Source organism: Paraburkholderia sp. RL17-337-BIB-A (assembly GCF_046025895.1).
Taxonomy (GTDB): Bacteria; Pseudomonadota; Gammaproteobacteria; order Burkholderiales; family Burkholderiaceae; genus Paraburkholderia; species Paraburkholderia fungorum_C.
In genome coordinates this window covers 1,288,720-1,304,465 of the sequence record NZ_JARESY010000003.1, presented here as the reverse complement: position 1 = coordinate 1,304,465, position 15,746 = coordinate 1,288,720, and the positions used below count along the sequence as shown (strand labels likewise).

Genomic DNA, 15,746 nt, shown 5'->3' with positions numbered 1-15,746 from the left:
GCGAGGACCCCGCCCGGTAGTCAGAGGATTTCGTCCGGCATAGCCAGTTCCACTGCGCAGTCTCCGTGCAATACCGGCGAATTCTTGCGCCTGGCAAACTCCTGGCGCACCCATTCGGCCAGGCGCGCCTGAAACGCCTTGCGTTGCGCGGTATCGAGCGACGCATAACGATCGAATTGTTCGCGCTCCAGGAAAGGGTGATAACACACCGCGCGTCGAGCGTCGTATCGCGATGAGATTCGACAACCCACGATAACTGCAGGAATAGACGCGCGCCTTCGTCATAACTGCTGACCGCTGGTGCTTTGGGCGATTCGAAGATAGCGGCAAGCGCCGGTTCTATTTCTTCGAGACCTTGGTCCATGTTCGCTTCATTCATCCGTACCTCCGGCAGGCCATCGTGTTGAACAGGTCGTCACGGCGCCATCCCCGCACGTGGGCCCGTGCGCCGTCGATTAGTCACAAGTGATCACCGGGAGGCGGAGCAATGCGCATTCCTTACGAAAGAGCGACCGTGTTGCCAGATCCGCAATCGGGCATGACCGATGCTCGCTATTCAGTAGAAATTCCGCATGCAACCTGATGTTGCACAACATACCTTTGGAGGTACCAGGTCATGAAGCGGGCGATGACGAATCAGTTCATTTATGTCTCGATCGCCGCGCTGGTCGCGGTGGCCTCCGGATGCAAGAGGACGGATAACGGGAACCCAGGTGCGATGGACTCGGCAAGCAGCGGTGCGTTGAGCAATTCCGCCGGCCCGAGCGGCACGGCGGGCACCAGCAATGCCGCGAACCGGGCGGATAGCGCTGCAGGCAGCGCGGCCAGTTCGACGGACGCGCCGGTGCGCGAAGCGCCCGTTGTAAGCACACCGGCAAGTGCGGCAAGCCAGTAGGCGCCGGTCAATCTGCCAGAGGACATGCGCCGATCACGTCAGGTGATTGCCGCCAGTCACGCCATACACTTCGCCTGTCACGAAGCTCGACTCCTGCGACGCCAGCAACACATAGACCGGCGCAAGTTCGGCAGGTTGTCCCGGTCGCTTCATCGGAACCTCGGAACCGAATTTCTCGATCTTTTCCTGTGGTTGACCACCGCTCGGTTGCAGCGGCGTCCATACCGGCCCGGGCGCAACGGCATTCACACGGACACCCTTGCCTACGACCTGTTTCGCCAGTGCATGGGTGAAGGCCGTGATGGCAGCCTTGGTCGACGCATAATCGAGCAACCCGGGACTGGGCTGATAGCTCTGGATCGACGTCGTGTTGATGATGGTCGCGCCTGGCGGCAGATGCGGCAACGCAGCCTTGCACAGCCAGAACATGGCGAAGACGTTGGTGCGGAAGGTCGCTTCGAACTGTTCCGTCGAAAGCTCGGCGATGTCATCGACGTAAGTCTGCTTGCCCGCGACGTTCACCAGGATATCGAGGCCGCCGAGTTGCCCGATCGACTGATCGACAAGCTGCGTGCAAAACGCTTCGTCGCCGATATCGCCGGGCAGCGCGATAGCTTTGCGGCCGGCGGCCTCGACCATCTGGATGACTTCACGGCCGTCCGCTTCTTCGCTCGGCAGGTAATTCAGCGCGATGTCGGCGCCTTCGCGCGCAAAGGCGATCGCAACCGCACGGCCGATCCCGCTGTCCGCGCCCGTAATCAGCGCGCGTCGGCCTGCCAGTCTGCCGAAACCTTTGTAGCTGTTCTCGCCGTGATCGGGCTGCGGGTTCATCTGTTTCGCGAGGCCCGGGGGCGACTGCGGCTGGCGTTCGAAAGGCGGCTGGGGGTATTGCTTCGTGGGGTCCTGCATGGTGAACCGGTTTTTGGTGTCGGACATGTGCGCACTCCTTTGCGTCGGTCGGTGGCCGCAGCGGGCATCGCGTGACGCCTTCTGCGTGGGCTCAACGATTGAGCAACGGGCATTCCTGGGTTAAGGGCCTGCACACCCGCACGCGGCGATGTCTTGCAGTTCGCCGTACGCAGCCAGCTCGACGATGCGATCGACGGTTCGGCACGCTATCGCCTGAATGGTCGGTGAAGGATTGACGCTGCCGACGGTCGGAAAAACCGAGCCCCATCGCTGCACGTCCGTCGCCAAGTGGCACGCCGCATGCTGCGATTGCTCCACGTGTAGCCGCTCCGCCGGGCGGCTGCTTCCTCAGGACTATTTTGATCGACAGGAGAACATCATGCCGCTTAAGAGAGGGAAGTCGAAGGACACCGTGTCGCACAATGTCAAGACCGAAACAAAACACGGTAAGCCACACAAACAGGCTGTAGCAATTGCGTTGAACCAGGCGCGCAAGTCGGGTGCAAAGATTCCTAAGAGCGAGAAGTAGAACCGGTGGCGCGCAGTCCAGATTGCGGGCGAAGGGGTGCATCGTGGTGACGAATAGCGAACCAATCGAAGAAACCGGCGGGTGTGCGTGCGGAGCGGTGCGGTTCCGCGTGAGCACGCGACCCAGGCGCGTGTCGATATGCCATTGCATGACGTGCCGGCGAATACATGGCAACGTATTCGGCGGTTACGCGATGTTCGAGCGTGGTGATGTAGCGTTCTCCGGGCCGACGCTGGCTTGGCAGAGTTCACCCGAAGCGCGAAGGCATTTTTGCCCGGTATGCGGATCGGTGGCATTCATGGAATACCTCGATGGCGAGGAGTTGGATCTTCCGCTGGGCGCTTTCGACCGTGTTGGCCTGTATGAGCCGAGTTACGAACTGTGGTGTTGTCACAAGGAGCCGTGGCTGCCCGCGGGCGTGCGCACCGAATATGACAAAGGGAGAATCGCGTAAGCCGCAGGATGAATAGGCCCGCTTAGCTCTGCGGTTGCAAAGTCTGCATCCGCAGCGGAACGCGGCTTGCTCTTTTTGTAAAAGCAGCCGGCGTATCCGGCAAGGAGTGTCGACATGAGTGATACGAAGCAATCGAATTCCCATCCCGCCAACCCGAAGGAAACAGCCAAACAGCAAGGCCAACAGCAGCAGAACCAGCAAGGCACCGCAGCACCAGGGTGGACAGCGACAGCCGTAATGCCATGGCGCTCGTCGCTGAACGGGCGTCCGCTCCGCTGGCGGATGCCCGTTGAGTCGTAGCTCGCTGATGGGAGACATGCTGAGAGCTTTCGGCCCGGCAAACTCGCGCAGGATACGTTGGAGCGTCAACCTGACTTGAGGTCGATTTCATTAACCTCTCGTGACTGAAATCGGCTCGCGCTCTGCATATCCGGCCTGCAAGGGTGGGTGGCTTGAAGTTTGCCGTGCGTAGCCAGTTCGACGATGCGATCGGCGGTTCGGCACGCTATCGCCTGAATGGTCAGCGAAGGATTCACGCCACCCACAGTCGGAAACACCGAGCCATCGCATATCCATAGATTGCGGATATCCCAGCTCCGGCAATCGGCGTTGACCACGCTGACTGACGGATCATCCTCCATACGTGCTGTACCGTTCAGGTGGCACGTGTCGTCGTTTTCCCACCAGATTTCGCCGCCTCCTGCAGCGCCAAGCGCCTGTTCCATGAAGTCCGGCGGTGGTCAAATGAACGGCGGTGTGTTCCCGACTCCGATTCACGAGATGTTGACCGCCTGACCGCCACACTGCGTGAGCGTCACCACGAACATGCCCGGGGGCATGCAGTGTCGCTAACGACGCGTGGTCACGCATGAACGGCGAGTACGCCACGGGAGTAAGGACTTTCCCCGAACGATTTCGGCCGGACACAGTCGCCTGTTTTGAGCGAGCAAATCATCAGCCGGTATGACTGCGGCGTTCGGCACGGCCGAGTTGGCGCGCGGGCATCACACAATCGGCCACGCGGCACCGCTCGGCTCCCCAGCTGCCGCCGATGGCTTTAGCGCCCTTCCGAACGAAGCGTTGCTGGGCAGAAGAGCTCGGGCCTGGTTAAGCGCCGGGAATCAAACAATGCCGGCCAGCTTTCCGCCAGCGCGGTTTGCCAGTATGTACTGCAACTTCTCGAGCGATAGGGGTTTGGTGAGATGAAAGTCGAAGCCCGCAGCCAATGCCCGGGATTTGTCCGATTCTGCCGCGTAGCCAGTAAGCGCTACGAGCATGACATTATCAAGCCCGCTGTCAGCCCTCACCGCATGGGCGACATCAAAGCCGTCCATGTCTGGCATGCCGACGTCGATGATGGCGACCTAGGGCAGTGTTTCCTTGATCAACTGGACCGCTTCACGGCCGCCGTTGCACGTCGTGACCTGATGTCCTTCCAGCTCCAGCAGGACCCCTGGCGACTGCAACGCATCCACGTTGTCATCTACGAGTAGCAGCCTTACAGGCCCCAGACAGAGCGACTGCGCAGTATCGACTGTCGCCGTCGTGCCCGGGCCAGATCGCAATATAGGCAGTCGCAGGGTGACTGACGTGCCCCTGCCTGTTCCGTCGCTGTGAAGCGAGATCGTTCCGTCGTGCAGTTCCACCATTCGCTTCGCGACGGCAAGGCCGATGCCCAATCCGCCTTCTGCCCTGGCATTACCGCGCGCAGACTGCGCGAAGAGTTTAAGGCTACGCTGAAGAAGCCACCGTTTTCGCCGACAGCTTGATGCTGAATTTCGGAACGTGAGATCAGCGATTCGACTGGTTCGATTTCCCGGCCCTGAAGGGCCTGGCAAGCGGGACTCTCGACCCATTTCGGCTGCTTATGGACGCACCTGTGCCATCAGCCGCGTGCGGCTCATGTAGATGTTGGCCAGCGCGAGTGCAGTAAAGGCACGCGTGGCGTTCTTCGCGAGGCCGCGATAGCGCACCTTGCCGAAGCCCCACAGCCGCTTGACCACCGCAAAGACGTGTTCGACCCGGGCACGAATCTTCGACTTGTTGCGGTTTTTCGAGCGCCTGGTTTCATCGACTTCACCACTGCGATTGCGCACACGCTGGTTGGTGAAGTCCTTCGCTTTCGGCGCCTTGCTGGTGATGAGTTCTTTCTGGCTCGCATAGGCGCTGTCACCGTACACACGCCGCTCGTCGCCGTGCAGCAGCGCCGGCAGCGGATGCTTGTCATGCACGTTTGCCGCCGTCACTACCGCGCTGTGTGCCAGTCCCGTCTGGCTATCCACACCGATGTGCAGCTTCATGCCGAAGTACCACTGCTGACCCTTCCTCGTCTGATGCATTTCGGGGTCTCGTGCCTTGTCCGCATTCTTCGTGGAACTGGGCGCACCGATGATGGTGGCATCCACGATCGTTCCGGTGCCAACCTTCAGCCCATGCCCTTGCAGTACTTCGCCGACCTTGGAGAACAACTGCTCGCCGAGCTTGTTGCGCTCCAGCAGCCGGCGAAACTTCAACAGCGTCGTGCCATCGGGAACCCGCTCGCGCCCCAGGTCAATCCCGACGAATCGCCGCAATGCGGTGCTGTCCAGCAGCGCCTCCTCGCATGCTTCATCGGCCAGGTTGAACCAGTGCTGCACAAAGTGCATGCGCAGCATGCGCTCCAGACCCACTGGCGGGCGACCGCCTTGACCCTTCGGATAGTACGGCTCGACAACCTCGCACAGTTGCGCCCACGGCACGATCTGCTCCATCGTCTCAAGGAACACATCGCGTTTGGTTGGCCGACGGTACTGTTCAAATCCGGCGCCTTGATCGGCCGCCATCGCAAGGGTCTGTTGTTTCATGCACATCTAACGATTGAACGCCCAATGCCGTTGACCTTTTTCAGCGTAGCCTTAAAAACGTGCGGCTGCATCGAACTGTCGATCCCGATGCCGTTGTCGCGCACTTCAATAACGACCACATTCTTACGCGCAGAGTCACTCTTTTCGGCAACGATCGTCACGGCCAGATCGATGGTGCCGCCGATCGGCGTGTACTTCGCTGCATTGGACAGCAGGTTGCCGAGAACCTGGCTCAGCCTCACGTGATCGGCAGTGACTGGAACTGGCGCCTCAAGGCCGGACAACCTGAGGGAGTGACGTCTCGATTAAATATGGTGCTTCACGGCCGTCATGGCATCGAACGCAATCTCGTTGAGCGACGTATCGCTGTGCTTGATGGCGAGCTTGCCGTGCTTCAGCCGCGCCGCGTCCAGCAGATCGTCGACAAGAGTCCGAAGATGTCTCATCTGCCGCTGCGCAATGGTGAGGACTGCAACCGCCTGTTCGTTATCCGCGCACAACTGTTTTCAGCGCCGACCGCGCTATCGATCGGCGCCATCGTGTTGCGCAGTTCATGGCCGAGCATCGCGATGAATTCGCTGTGCCGTCGCTCGCTTTCCTCGCCGGTATCACGGGCATCCACGATGGTTAGCGCAGCGCCCGCGGAGACGGCGAGGTTCGTGAGCAAGCGGACGTCTTCAAGGTCGAAGTGGCGTTCCGGTGTGTGCGACATCACCCAGATCGCGCCAACGAAGCCGGTTTCGGTCGGAATGGGAACGACGAGTCCTTCGGCAATGTCAACGCCGGGAAACCGCAAGCTGGGAAAGTGGGTCTGGGGCCGAACGAACAACTGGGGAGCTGCGGACTCCAGCGCGAGCCGACACGGGCATTCCTGTCACGCTGTCGTTCTGCCCTGCAGTCCCAGACATAAGCCTGCCACTGCCAGCCAGCGAAAGTGCTTTCGCAGGTCCGCACCCTCGACGAGACTGATGCCGGAACTGCCTGCATCGCAGAGCGAAAGTGCACCGTTCGCTATTTCCTGTAAGAGCCGCTCGCGCGACCCCGACTGCGCACGAGCGAGCCTCAGCAAGACGCCGTTTTCAGCGGCTAAGTCTGCTGGTCGTACCGGACGCATGCTGAGTTCGTTCGTTTGTGCGGGTTTGCGAGTGCTTTCCATGGCATCGCGTCGCGCGGAGAAAGGGTAGAGCCGAATCGCTGCGATAGCAGCGGCTGCGTGATGGCCTTCAGGACGTCGCGAAAGTATCTTGCGGCAAGCGAGCCCAAATGGTTCAGTCAGGGTACCCGCCGACGGACACTAATTGTACGAGGCTTTACCGGCGCGTGGGCGTTCATCCACGGGTCGGACCTCGAGTCATCAGATCGAGATACGCCTGTGGATGTCGCTCTTACCCGACGAGAGCTCAGAACCCGCTACCGTTGGCCGAAGCGCGGGCGGCTCGGGTACTGGTAATGAAGACCCCTTGGCGCTGGCAAGGGCTTTACGCACGCAATGGTTTAACGTGATCCGGCAAAGTGTTGCACGTACCGACGAACGCAAACTTTGTGGAGCCGGGCGCGTTTAGCCTGTCGAACCTTTGCCAACTGTGGATTCGACAACGTTGCGGATACATTTGAGCCCGGGGTGTGTCGGCTGGACCTTCTGGCGCGGCGAGTCAAGCACTGTGCAAGTCTTCTGAACGCAGGAAGCGGGTTGCCTGGAGACGACTGAATCCATCGGTTAAAGGATGCACGCTGGCACGTTTCAAACGGCGGGTAGCCTTGCGCAACATGTTTATGCCCTTGGAAGGAGTATTCTCGGGCATCAATCTCGAACTGGCGCCGAAACTGGCCGATACGTGCCCGTGTTATCGCGTCATGAGACCTGACTTCGGATCCAACATGTTTGCGTTTCCTCGATCTATGCAGGCTGAAGAATGCGCCTGTGCTGGCTGGTTGGCAGGAGGGCTCGCCGCTACCCGGTACTGTGCCTCAAGGTGACGTCTGACCACACAGCTCCTGTGGCCTCGGCGCCCGGTGATGACTGGTCTGCGCCATATAACAGCCATCCAGAGATACTGGACAGAATGCACGAGACCCGACTTCCAGACAGCCAGAAACGACAACGACAAAGCGTGCGCAACTGCACGCCTTGTAGCTGCCTCGCTCCCGATGGAAAACCGGAGGACTTTTCCGGCCCTCCGTCTCATCAATCCAGCCCCTCGTGCTTCAGGGCAAGTTGTACGGCCGGACGCGCGCGCATCCGTTCAACATAAGCCGTCAATTTTTGGGGCACTTCGATACCCGCTTTTTTCGCCCCAGGGCCGGAGCATCAAATTCTGGGAAGTCGCGTGAGCTGGAGTAACTCGAATAAGTAGTCGGGATTCCAGCCGGCGACCTTGCGACGTGCGGCCACGCTGCGCTTTTTCTTACCGGATTCGGGCCGCATGCGCAGCAAATTCAAAGTGATGCGGCGCAAGGTGGCGAAATTGGCCGTCGCATTGCGCAAGCGCACGGTGCTGGCGTCCTCGCGGAAGGTCACGTCAAGGCAATGATGCAAACCATTCTCGATGGCCCAGTGCATGCGGCTCGCCTCAAGTAGGTATTTGGCGTCGGGTGCTGCGGAGCTGATCAGGTACTGCGTCTGCGAGCTGACCTGGCCCGCGATCTCGCGTGTCCGCTCAATGCGCACCAGGCTCTTAAGCCTGGGCCAGCGGTCCAGTTCGCTGAGATAGTCCGGCGCTGCCACTGCGACACAGTGACGGGTTTCAAGGCGACCATGCCCTTTATCCAGCGTCTCAAAGATCGATGGATTCATGTGCGCCCAATCGTGGGCTTTGCCGATTCGCATATAGTCTTCAACGGCCTGAGCCAGACCGGGCTGGTTATCCTTCGCAACCAGCAGATAGTCGCCACCACGCTCAGTGATCTTCTGGGCGATGGCCACCTGAGTGCCGATGGCGTCTATGGTTACCAGGCTGCCCTTGAGCGACAGGACGGGCAGCAGAGCTTCAATGGCAGTGATCTCGTTTGACTTCTCCTCGCAGCGCTGCTGCGCCAGCACCAGCCCACTTAGACTCGCGTAGGCCGTCACGCTATGCAAGGCACGCACACCCCTGGCGTGCGTGCCCGAACCACGCACACTCTTGCCGTCGATTGCGATGACCGAATGAAGATCCGGACACACCTCGCCTACCCAATTCAGCAGGCACGCATCCAGTTGCTTCGGATCGAGCACCTCGAAGATCCGTCGGATGGTGTCGTGCCCCGGGATGCCATGGGGCAATTCGAGGTATTGCCGAAGCCTCGCTTCGTTGGCAAGCCCCCATTCTTCCATCTCGTCCCACCCTTGTGCGCCGGCCAGCACAGAGAACAGCGCAATCGACAGAACGTCGATCAACTTGTGCCACGTTCGTCCAACGACGCGGGGATCTTCTATTGCCGACAGCAGACTGATCAGATGTTTTCCCGGGCTCATTTGCGCTACTCTGAAAAACCAGAAGTAAACGCTTTTTCCGCCAAGCTTACAACTCGTTGCTGTAACTCATTGCTTGTAAACGGGTTTTGGCGCTCCGGCCCTGTTTTTCGCCCAGAGCAGCATGGTGAACAGATAGGCATCTGCCACGCTCATTTCGCTTCCGAACAGGTAATCGCCTTTAAACATACCGGCGATCAACCGAAAGCGTTGCCCGACCTTCTCGCGTGCAGCCGTTGCTTCCTCATCCGAACTAGGCTTGAAAATACGCCCGAACTGTTTGTGGATCTCAGTCGAAATGAACGCCAGCATTTCAAGCAGGCGCAAGCTGCCGGCTTCGCCATGGGGCGCAAGGGCGGGCTTGCGCTGCGCGACCCACGAAAGGATTGCGACGTTTTCAGTCAGTCGCTGGCCGTCATCCATCTCAACGGTTGGGACGTAGCCCTTGGGATTGATTTGGTCGAACTGATCTCCAGTCTCGGTTTCCTTGGTCTTCAAGTCGACGCGAACGCGGTCGAAGCTGAGATCGGCCTCATGCATCGCGATATGGTCGGCGAGGCTGCACGCACCCGGTGAATAGTATAGTTTCATGATAGATGTCTCCTAATCGTGAAATGGGCTAAACTTCCTACCCCGAAGCAAAGGCTGTGCCGTCTTCCACGGCGGGCCGCCGCATGCCGCGACGCCACCGCAAAGCAACAAATTCTTTCGCCGCCTTTGCCAAACTTGAAAGACCGCTCATAGGAAGCTGACGGTCGTATTCAATCTCAATGCGTTAATCCGCGTCGCAGCGCGACGATCTGGCCAGCCTGGCGGACTTGATCGAAGCCAAGCGGCAGCGCCGAACTGTTCGACTAGCCGCCTGCCATCAAATGGGGCACGTGCAAGTTCGCATTTCCAAGGTCGGCATGCGCGAAGAAGCCGATTACGCTATCGGCCGCACGGGCGCAAGCCAACTCGAAGCGCACGATACGTCCCCGGGCGATGTGGCTGGTCACGACCGATGCGTATGCGAGCCCCGGCAACACAAAGTCCGAAGCGAACTGCGCGGCCCGGTGACCTTTGCGAACGCGTCGACGCGAGCATGTGTGCCGGGGTGGTTCCATTTGTATGCTCCACCACAGATACAAACCCGGAAGCGCGCGAGCGGTAGCCGAGTCGGGCGGTTGCGCCACCCTCAGGCCCGCGTCGTGCCGACGCACTACGGCTGTCCCGTGCCGCCCATCGCGCCATAGATCTGCCCGGTAACATAGCTTGCCTGGATCGACGCAAGGTCCACATAAAACGTGGGCAATTTCAGCGGGTTGGCCCGGTCGCCCCATGGGCACCTGTTGACCGAACTTCTCCACGTTTTCAGTCGTCTGCCCGCCCGTGACCTGAAGCGCAGTCCAGAAAGGACCGGGCGCGACTGCGTTGACCCGTATTCCTCGCTCGATCAGCTGTTTTGCGAGCGTTTTTGTGAAATTCGCAATTGCCGCCTTGGTCATCGCATAGTCAAGCAGATTCGACGAGGGGTCATAGGCATTGACTGAGGCGGTATTGACGATCGCCGCACCGGGCGGCATGTGCGGTATCGCGGCCTTCGTGATCCAGAAAAGAGCGTACCGGTTCGTACGAAGCGTCCAGTCGAACTGCTCGGTGCTGATGTCCAGGATGGAATCGTGACTCTGCTGCCGACCGGCGTTATTAACGAGAATATCGAGCCCGGCAAGCCCGGCTACGGCCTGCTCGACAATCGATTGGCAAAACGCCTCGCTTCGAATGTCACCGGGCAGAGCCACTGCCTTGCGTCCCGCCGCTCGAATGATCTGGATGACCTCGCGTGCGTCGGGCTCTTCCTGTGGAAGATAAACGATAGCGATATCGGCGCCTTCGCGCGCGTAAGCAATTGCCGCCGCACGGCCAATGCCGGAGTCGCCGCCGGTGATGAGCGCTCGCCGACCTGCGAGGCGGCCGCTGCCTCGGTAACTGGACTCGCCATGGTCGGGGCGGGGATTCATGCGGCCCGCAAGACCCGGCCACGGCTGCTGCTGGGCTGGGAAGGGCGGACGCGGATACAGGTTGCGCGGATCTTGCGGCGGCGCAGCTTCTGCCGTCCCATTCGGCGCGCCCGTCTGCGCGACGGCACGTCCCGCGACGGCGGTGGCGAGTCCGACTGTCGCGCCCTGCATCAACTTGCGGCGTGTGGTCGATTTGGGATCATCTGAAGGCATGACTGCTCCGGAGTAGAGGTTGGGGGAAGAGTGGCGGCCGGCTAGCCGTTGCTTTATGAGCAAACGGGGTTCCTGCTCAGCAAGCAGCCGGTGGCACTCGGATGTTGGGAATGTCGCTTGCGCATCGATCCGCAGCGTTGGATCGTCGCGTCATGCGGTGAGTCCATCCCAATCTTTAAGTCCGTCCGAGGAGCCCATGATGAAAGCGATTGTCTTTCGCGGCATTGGCGATATTCGCCTTGAAGATGTACCTGAGCCCACGCTGGAGCAGCCGACCGATGCGATTGTCCGGCTGACAACGAGCGCGATCTGCGGCACGGACCTTCATTTCATTCGAGGCACCTTCGAGGGTGTGGACGAAGGCACTATCCTCGGTCACGAGGGCGTAGGCATCGTGGAAAAAATAGGTGAGGGCGTGCGAAATTTTCAGGTTGGCGACCGTGTAGTTGTGCCGTCCACGGTGGCTTGCGGTTACTGTTCCTATTGTCGCGCCGGTTACTATGCGCAATGCGATAACGCGAACCCGAACGGTCCTGGCGCGGGCACCGTGTTCTACGGCGGCCCCAAAGCGGCCGGTGGATTGAACGGGATGCAGGCCGAGAAAGTGCGTGTGCCATTCGCAAGCGTCAATCTGGTCAAGTTGCCCGACGAAGTGACCGACGAGCAGGCGATTCCGATTTCCGACATTTTCCCGACAGGCTATTTTGGCGCGGACCTTGCCAACATCAAGCCCGGTCAGACGGTAGCGGTGTTTGGCTGCGGCCCGGTCGGCCAGTTTGCGATCGCTTCGGCGAAACTGATGGGCGCAGGCCGTATCTTCGCAGTCGATTGTCTCGACTCACGCCTGGCGATGGCACGTGAGCAGGGCGCCGAAGTTATCGACTTCGACAAGGAGGATCCCGTCGAGACGATCAAATCGCTAACCGGCGGTATCGGTGTAGATTCAGCGATCGATGCAGTGGGCGTCGACGCGGTTTATGCGCACGCAGGTCCGGCGGCCGCGCACGCCGAAGAACAAAAACAGGCCTTCGAGGAAGAGGGGAAAAAGATCGCGCCCCACGCCCGTCCGCATGGGGACAACTGGCATCCGGGTGATGCTCCGTCGCAGGCGCTGCAATGGGCGGTTCAGGCGCTCGCGAAGGCGGGCACGCTCTCGATCATCGGCGTCTATCCGCCCACCGATTCGTTCTTCCCGATTGGCATGGCGATGAACAAGAACCTGACGATCCGCATGGGCAATTGCAACCATCGCAGGTACGTGCCGCAACTGGTGGAAATGGTGCGAACCGGCAAAATTGATCCGTCGAAAATCCTCACCCAGTGTGAATCGATGACCAACGCGATTGACGCTTTCAAGGCTTTCGACGAACGTCAGCCTGGCTGGATCAAGGTCGAGCTGAAACCGTCCGCATGACCCCACTACTCGTTCCGGCGCAGGGCCGCCGGAACGCGTGGATAGGCGAACGTATGGACTGCTCACGTCACAACGTTATGCGTCGCTGCAAGACGGCACTGTCCGATCGCCGCAAGTAACGACGCCAGCGACACCCGGTTTGCCGATGTGTGCGCCGAAACTGGGCTTTAGCGCTTGTGCCACGTCTTTTTCCGCGTGCGAATCCCGAGGATGACAGGCTCATGTCCTGGGCCTCGTGTAAATTTGCCGCCCTACGTTGGCGACTTCGTGAAGTAATGCTCGATGCGCGACAGAGCTTAGAGTGCGGCAGCCGAGCGAACGTCGTTCCTGTTGCCCGCGAACCTTCGTGTCTCGGAAAACGTGACTATGTTGCCTTCCCGCGTGCAGAATGCCCACGCATAGCATTGCGTGCCTGGAGGCGGACCGCCTTCCGTTCCATCGTCCGCCAGTCCCGTGTTGGACACGACAATGTCCGCGCAACAACCCTCCTGCTGGAGCGCACCTTCGGCCATTTCACGCGCGACTGATTCACTGGTGAGACCGCACCGTTCCATTGTTGACTGCTTGACACCGAGAAAGCCGACCTTGCCCGAAGGGGAATAGCTCACAAAACCGACATCGAGGCACGCACCACTTCCAGGTACGCTGGCAAGATAAGACGCGATCTGGCCCGCAGTACACGACTCGGCCGTGGCGAGTTTCAGCCCGCGCGATGACAGGAACGACACGACCTGCATGGGGACATTCATGGCCGCACCCAAGGAAGGAGCGAAACGTCCCTTTCCACGTAGCAAGAGACGGTCCGGATCCGGCGAAAGCGCACGCGGCCCAAGGACGAGAACTGATAGTTCTGAAAAGCGGCCGCCGATGAACGTGATAGGGTGTGTCCCACTGTATGTCCCATTTTTCCGCCTCGAGACTTACCCTCGCTCAGCGAGTCGCTTTTGCCCGCTCCGACCTGTGGGAGAGTGACGCCAGGAGAAACACTGCCGCTCCCGCCAGCAGCCGGCCGCCCGCTCGCTTGTACACGCGCGTCTCTCGGACGCGACCGTTCTTGCCCGATCGCTCGCGCAGGTCACTCGCGCTTTGATGGAGCCCATCCGTCTTAACCAGAGGATGGCTGGTTTTCTGCATTGCTGTTCCCAGCTTTGCCATGAATGCGTCGTCTGCAACGCCGCCCTGAGGCGCTGAGCTCAGCGCGGCCGCGTGAGAGGGTCATCAAGGTTTCAGCACGACCTTGATGCAGCCGTCTTCCTTGTCGCGGAATGTCTTGTACATGCCCGGTCCATCTTCCAGCGCTACGGAATGGGTGATGACAAAGGAGGGGTCGATCTGGCCTTCCTGAATCCGCTCGAGCAAATCGTCGGTCCACCGATTGACATGGGTTTGACCCATTTTCCAGGTGAGGCCTTTATTCATCGACGCGCCGAACGGGATCTTGTCGATCAGACCGCCATAGACACCCAGCACCGACAGCGTTCCCGCAGGGCGGCAAACATAAATCATTTCGCGAAGCACATGGGGACGGTCGGTCTCAAGCATCACCGCCTGCTTGACGCGATCGTACACGGCATCGAAGGAGCGAGTTGCATGCGACTCCATGCCCACGGCATCGATGCATTTTTCCGGCCCCTTTCCGTTAGTCAGGTCCTTGAGGCGGTCCAGCACGCTTTCCTCGTCGAAATTGATGGTGATCGCGCCGCCCGCACGCGCCATCGCGAGTCGTTCCGGCACGCGGTCGATCACCACAACCTGCCGCGCGCCCAATAGGACGGCGCTGCGAATTGCCATCTGACCGACCGGACCCGCGCCCCAGATCGCGACGGTGTCGTCGGGTTGAATGTCGCAGTTCACGGCCGCCTGCCAGCCGGTCGGAAAGATGTCGCCGAGAAAGAGGACCTGCTCGTCGGTCAGGCCGTCCGGAATCTTGACGTGGGTGGTGTCGGCCATCGGGACACGGACGTATTCCGCCTGGCCGCCGGGATAACCGCCGGTCAAATGGGAGTAGCCGAAGAGCCCGGCGGTCGCGTGACCAAATACTTTGTCAGCCTTCTCCTTGTTGCGATTACTGCGCTCGCACACCGAGAAATTGCCCCGCTTGCACTGCTCGCATTCGCCGCAGAAGATAGTAAACGGCACCACGACACGGTCGCCCACCTTGAGTTTCGCATTGTCTTTGCCGACTTCCACAACCTCGCCCATGAATTCGTGTCCCATGATGTCGCCGCTTTCCATGGTCGGCATGAAACCGTCGAACAGGTGCAGGTCCGATCCGCAAATCGCGCAGGTCGATACCTTGATGATTGCGTCGCGACCTTCTTCGATGATCGGATCGGGAACCGTGTCGCAGCGAATGTCATGCTTGCCGTGCCAGCGAAGTGCTCTCATGTGACTCTCCTGAGGGATAGTGGCCAATTTGCGCACCGAGGGTCTGGCCGGATACCGGGTTCGGTCTGTTCAACTGAGCAACGGCCGTACCACGAATGTCGGGAGCTTCGTCGGCAGTCGTTGCCCGACGATCGGCTTGCAAAAAGGCCTCGCTGCGCACTCGAAGCAATTCTGTCCACGGCTTACCGCAGGGCACTGTCGTATAGACCTCATGCGGCGACGTGGTTCTCGCGCGTTTGGCGCTCGACCTCTGCACGGCCTCATCAGCTTTTCAAGTCGCCGATATGTCGGCAGAAAAGCGCCACGATCCCACGCGTTGGCACGCTCGCCGAGAGCGTCTCTACCTTGGCCGGAGTGAACCACCCGCACCTGACAATTTCGTTGCTGGCTTGCGCGGATAACAGAGGGTCGACGTCCGCGAAAAAGACGTAATGCTGCGTGTTGAAGCCGTTGAACTGGAAGAGATAAACCAGAGCGTCGGCGACAAGAGTCGTTTCTTCGCCCAGTTCTCTCGACGCAGCGTCCTGTGGCGACTCGCCCCGACGAATCCGTCCACCGGGCAAGGCCCATCTCGACCGTTGCCTGGCAACCAGCAAAATACGGTCGTCCCGAACGCATAGAACGGTTGCCCTGTCTTTCATCTTCTGCCT

Annotated in this window: 18 protein-coding genes and 3 pseudogenes; 4 read left to right on the top strand and 17 right to left on the bottom strand. The window is 60.1% G+C overall.

Annotated features, from left to right (window positions below; all coding sequences use genetic code 11):
- Positions 1-20: 20 nt before the first annotated feature.
- From P0D84_RS49210 to P0D84_RS44360, 3 genes and pseudogenes are all read right to left on the bottom strand, one after another.
- Positions 21-364 (bottom strand): annotated as a pseudogene (locus P0D84_RS49210) (DUF3022 domain-containing protein).
- A gap of 281 nt (positions 365-645) precedes the next feature.
- Positions 646-921: a hypothetical protein gene (locus tag P0D84_RS44365; RefSeq protein WP_408349360.1), complete on the bottom strand. Its 276-nt coding sequence runs from the start codon at positions 919-921 to the stop codon at positions 646-648.
- A gap of 7 nt (positions 922-928) precedes the next feature.
- The gene (locus tag P0D84_RS44360; RefSeq protein WP_408349357.1) at positions 929-1,831 is read right to left on the bottom strand and encodes an SDR family oxidoreductase; all 903 of its coding nucleotides are present in this window, start codon (positions 1,829-1,831) and stop codon (positions 929-931) included.
- Between the two features lie 352 nt (positions 1,832-2,183).
- Here P0D84_RS44360 and P0D84_RS44355 point away from each other — a divergent pair, with 352 nt between their 5' ends.
- The 3 genes from P0D84_RS44355 (at position 2,184) to P0D84_RS44345 (ending at position 3,087) form a co-directional block, all read left to right on the top strand.
- Entirely contained in the window at positions 2,184-2,333 is a 150-nt protein-coding gene (locus P0D84_RS44355) for a hypothetical protein (RefSeq protein WP_408349354.1), read from the top strand.
- 46 nt (positions 2,334-2,379) lie between these two features.
- Complete coding sequence (locus tag P0D84_RS44350; RefSeq protein ID WP_408349351.1) at positions 2,380-2,787, top strand: GFA family protein; 408 nt, start codon at positions 2,380-2,382, stop codon at positions 2,785-2,787.
- Positions 2,788-2,901: 114 nt separating this feature from the next.
- Complete coding sequence (locus tag P0D84_RS44345; protein WP_408349348.1) at positions 2,902-3,087, top strand: hypothetical protein; 186 nt, start codon at positions 2,902-2,904, stop codon at positions 3,085-3,087.
- Positions 3,088-3,242: 155 nt separating this feature from the next.
- Here P0D84_RS44345 and P0D84_RS44340 read toward each other — a convergent pair.
- The 11 genes and pseudogenes from P0D84_RS44340 to P0D84_RS44290 all read right to left on the bottom strand — a co-directional run.
- Positions 3,243-3,515 (bottom strand): annotated as a pseudogene (locus P0D84_RS44340) (GMC family oxidoreductase); the annotation flags it as partial.
- Between the two features lie 393 nt (positions 3,516-3,908).
- Positions 3,909-4,121, bottom strand: coding sequence for a response regulator (locus P0D84_RS44335; protein ID WP_408349345.1), 213 nt, complete (start codon positions 4,119-4,121; stop codon positions 3,909-3,911).
- Between the two features lie 30 nt (positions 4,122-4,151).
- Complete coding sequence (locus P0D84_RS44330; protein WP_408349342.1) at positions 4,152-4,643, bottom strand: ATP-binding protein; 492 nt, start codon at positions 4,641-4,643, stop codon at positions 4,152-4,154.
- Between the two features lie 9 nt (positions 4,644-4,652).
- The gene (locus P0D84_RS44325; RefSeq protein ID WP_408349339.1) at positions 4,653-5,630 is read right to left on the bottom strand and encodes an IS5 family transposase; all 978 of its coding nucleotides are present in this window, start codon (positions 5,628-5,630) and stop codon (positions 4,653-4,655) included.
- Complete coding sequence (locus P0D84_RS44320) at positions 5,627-5,914, bottom strand: sensor histidine kinase (RefSeq protein WP_408349336.1); 288 nt, start codon at positions 5,912-5,914, stop codon at positions 5,627-5,629. The genes P0D84_RS44325 and P0D84_RS44320 overlap by 4 nt, the downstream gene beginning before the upstream one ends.
- Before the next feature lie 21 nt (positions 5,915-5,935).
- Positions 5,936-6,076, bottom strand: coding sequence for a hypothetical protein (locus P0D84_RS44315; protein WP_408349334.1), 141 nt, complete (start codon positions 6,074-6,076; stop codon positions 5,936-5,938).
- On the bottom strand, positions 6,073-6,459 hold the full coding sequence (locus P0D84_RS44310) for an ATP-binding protein (RefSeq protein WP_408349331.1): 387 nt from the start codon (positions 6,457-6,459) through the stop codon (positions 6,073-6,075). Before P0D84_RS44310 ends, P0D84_RS44315 begins: the two co-directional genes overlap by 4 nt.
- A 1,479-nt stretch (positions 6,460-7,938) precedes the next feature.
- Positions 7,939-9,084 carry an ISAs1 family transposase gene (locus tag P0D84_RS44305; protein ID WP_408331415.1) on the bottom strand — a complete coding sequence of 382 codons (1,146 nt, stop codon included), beginning with the start codon at positions 9,082-9,084 and terminating at the stop codon, positions 7,939-7,941.
- Positions 9,085-9,150: 66 nt separating this feature from the next.
- On the bottom strand, positions 9,151-9,672 hold the full coding sequence (locus P0D84_RS44300) for a glutathione binding-like protein (protein ID WP_408349328.1): 522 nt from the start codon (positions 9,670-9,672) through the stop codon (positions 9,151-9,153).
- A gap of 263 nt (positions 9,673-9,935) precedes the next feature.
- Positions 9,936-10,187 (bottom strand): xanthine dehydrogenase family protein molybdopterin-binding subunit, encoded by a 252-nt coding sequence (locus tag P0D84_RS44295; protein WP_408349326.1) that lies wholly within the window; start codon positions 10,185-10,187, stop codon positions 9,936-9,938.
- Positions 10,188-10,282: 95 nt separating this feature from the next.
- Positions 10,283-11,294: pseudogene (locus P0D84_RS44290) on the bottom strand (SDR family oxidoreductase).
- 199 nt (positions 11,295-11,493) lie between these two features.
- Between P0D84_RS44290 and P0D84_RS44285 the strand changes: the two are divergent.
- Entirely contained in the window at positions 11,494-12,708 is a 1,215-nt protein-coding gene (locus P0D84_RS44285) for a zinc-dependent alcohol dehydrogenase (protein WP_408349855.1), read from the top strand.
- Positions 12,709-13,004: 296 nt separating this feature from the next.
- On the opposite strand, the gene P0D84_RS44280 is transcribed toward P0D84_RS44285, so the two are convergent.
- The 3 genes from P0D84_RS44280 to P0D84_RS44270 all read right to left on the bottom strand — a co-directional run bounded on the left by P0D84_RS44280 (position 13,005) and on the right by P0D84_RS44270 (position 15,737).
- Positions 13,005-13,457: a CinA family protein gene (locus tag P0D84_RS44280; protein WP_408349323.1), complete on the bottom strand. Its 453-nt coding sequence runs from the start codon at positions 13,455-13,457 to the stop codon at positions 13,005-13,007.
- 469 nt (positions 13,458-13,926) lie between these two features.
- The gene (locus tag P0D84_RS44275; RefSeq protein WP_408349320.1) at positions 13,927-15,096 is read right to left on the bottom strand and encodes a zinc-dependent alcohol dehydrogenase; all 1,170 of its coding nucleotides are present in this window, start codon (positions 15,094-15,096) and stop codon (positions 13,927-13,929) included.
- A 263-nt stretch (positions 15,097-15,359) separates the two neighbouring features.
- Complete coding sequence (locus P0D84_RS44270) at positions 15,360-15,737, bottom strand: NUDIX hydrolase (protein ID WP_408349317.1); 378 nt, start codon at positions 15,735-15,737, stop codon at positions 15,360-15,362.
- Between the last annotated feature and the right edge of the window lie 9 nt (positions 15,738-15,746).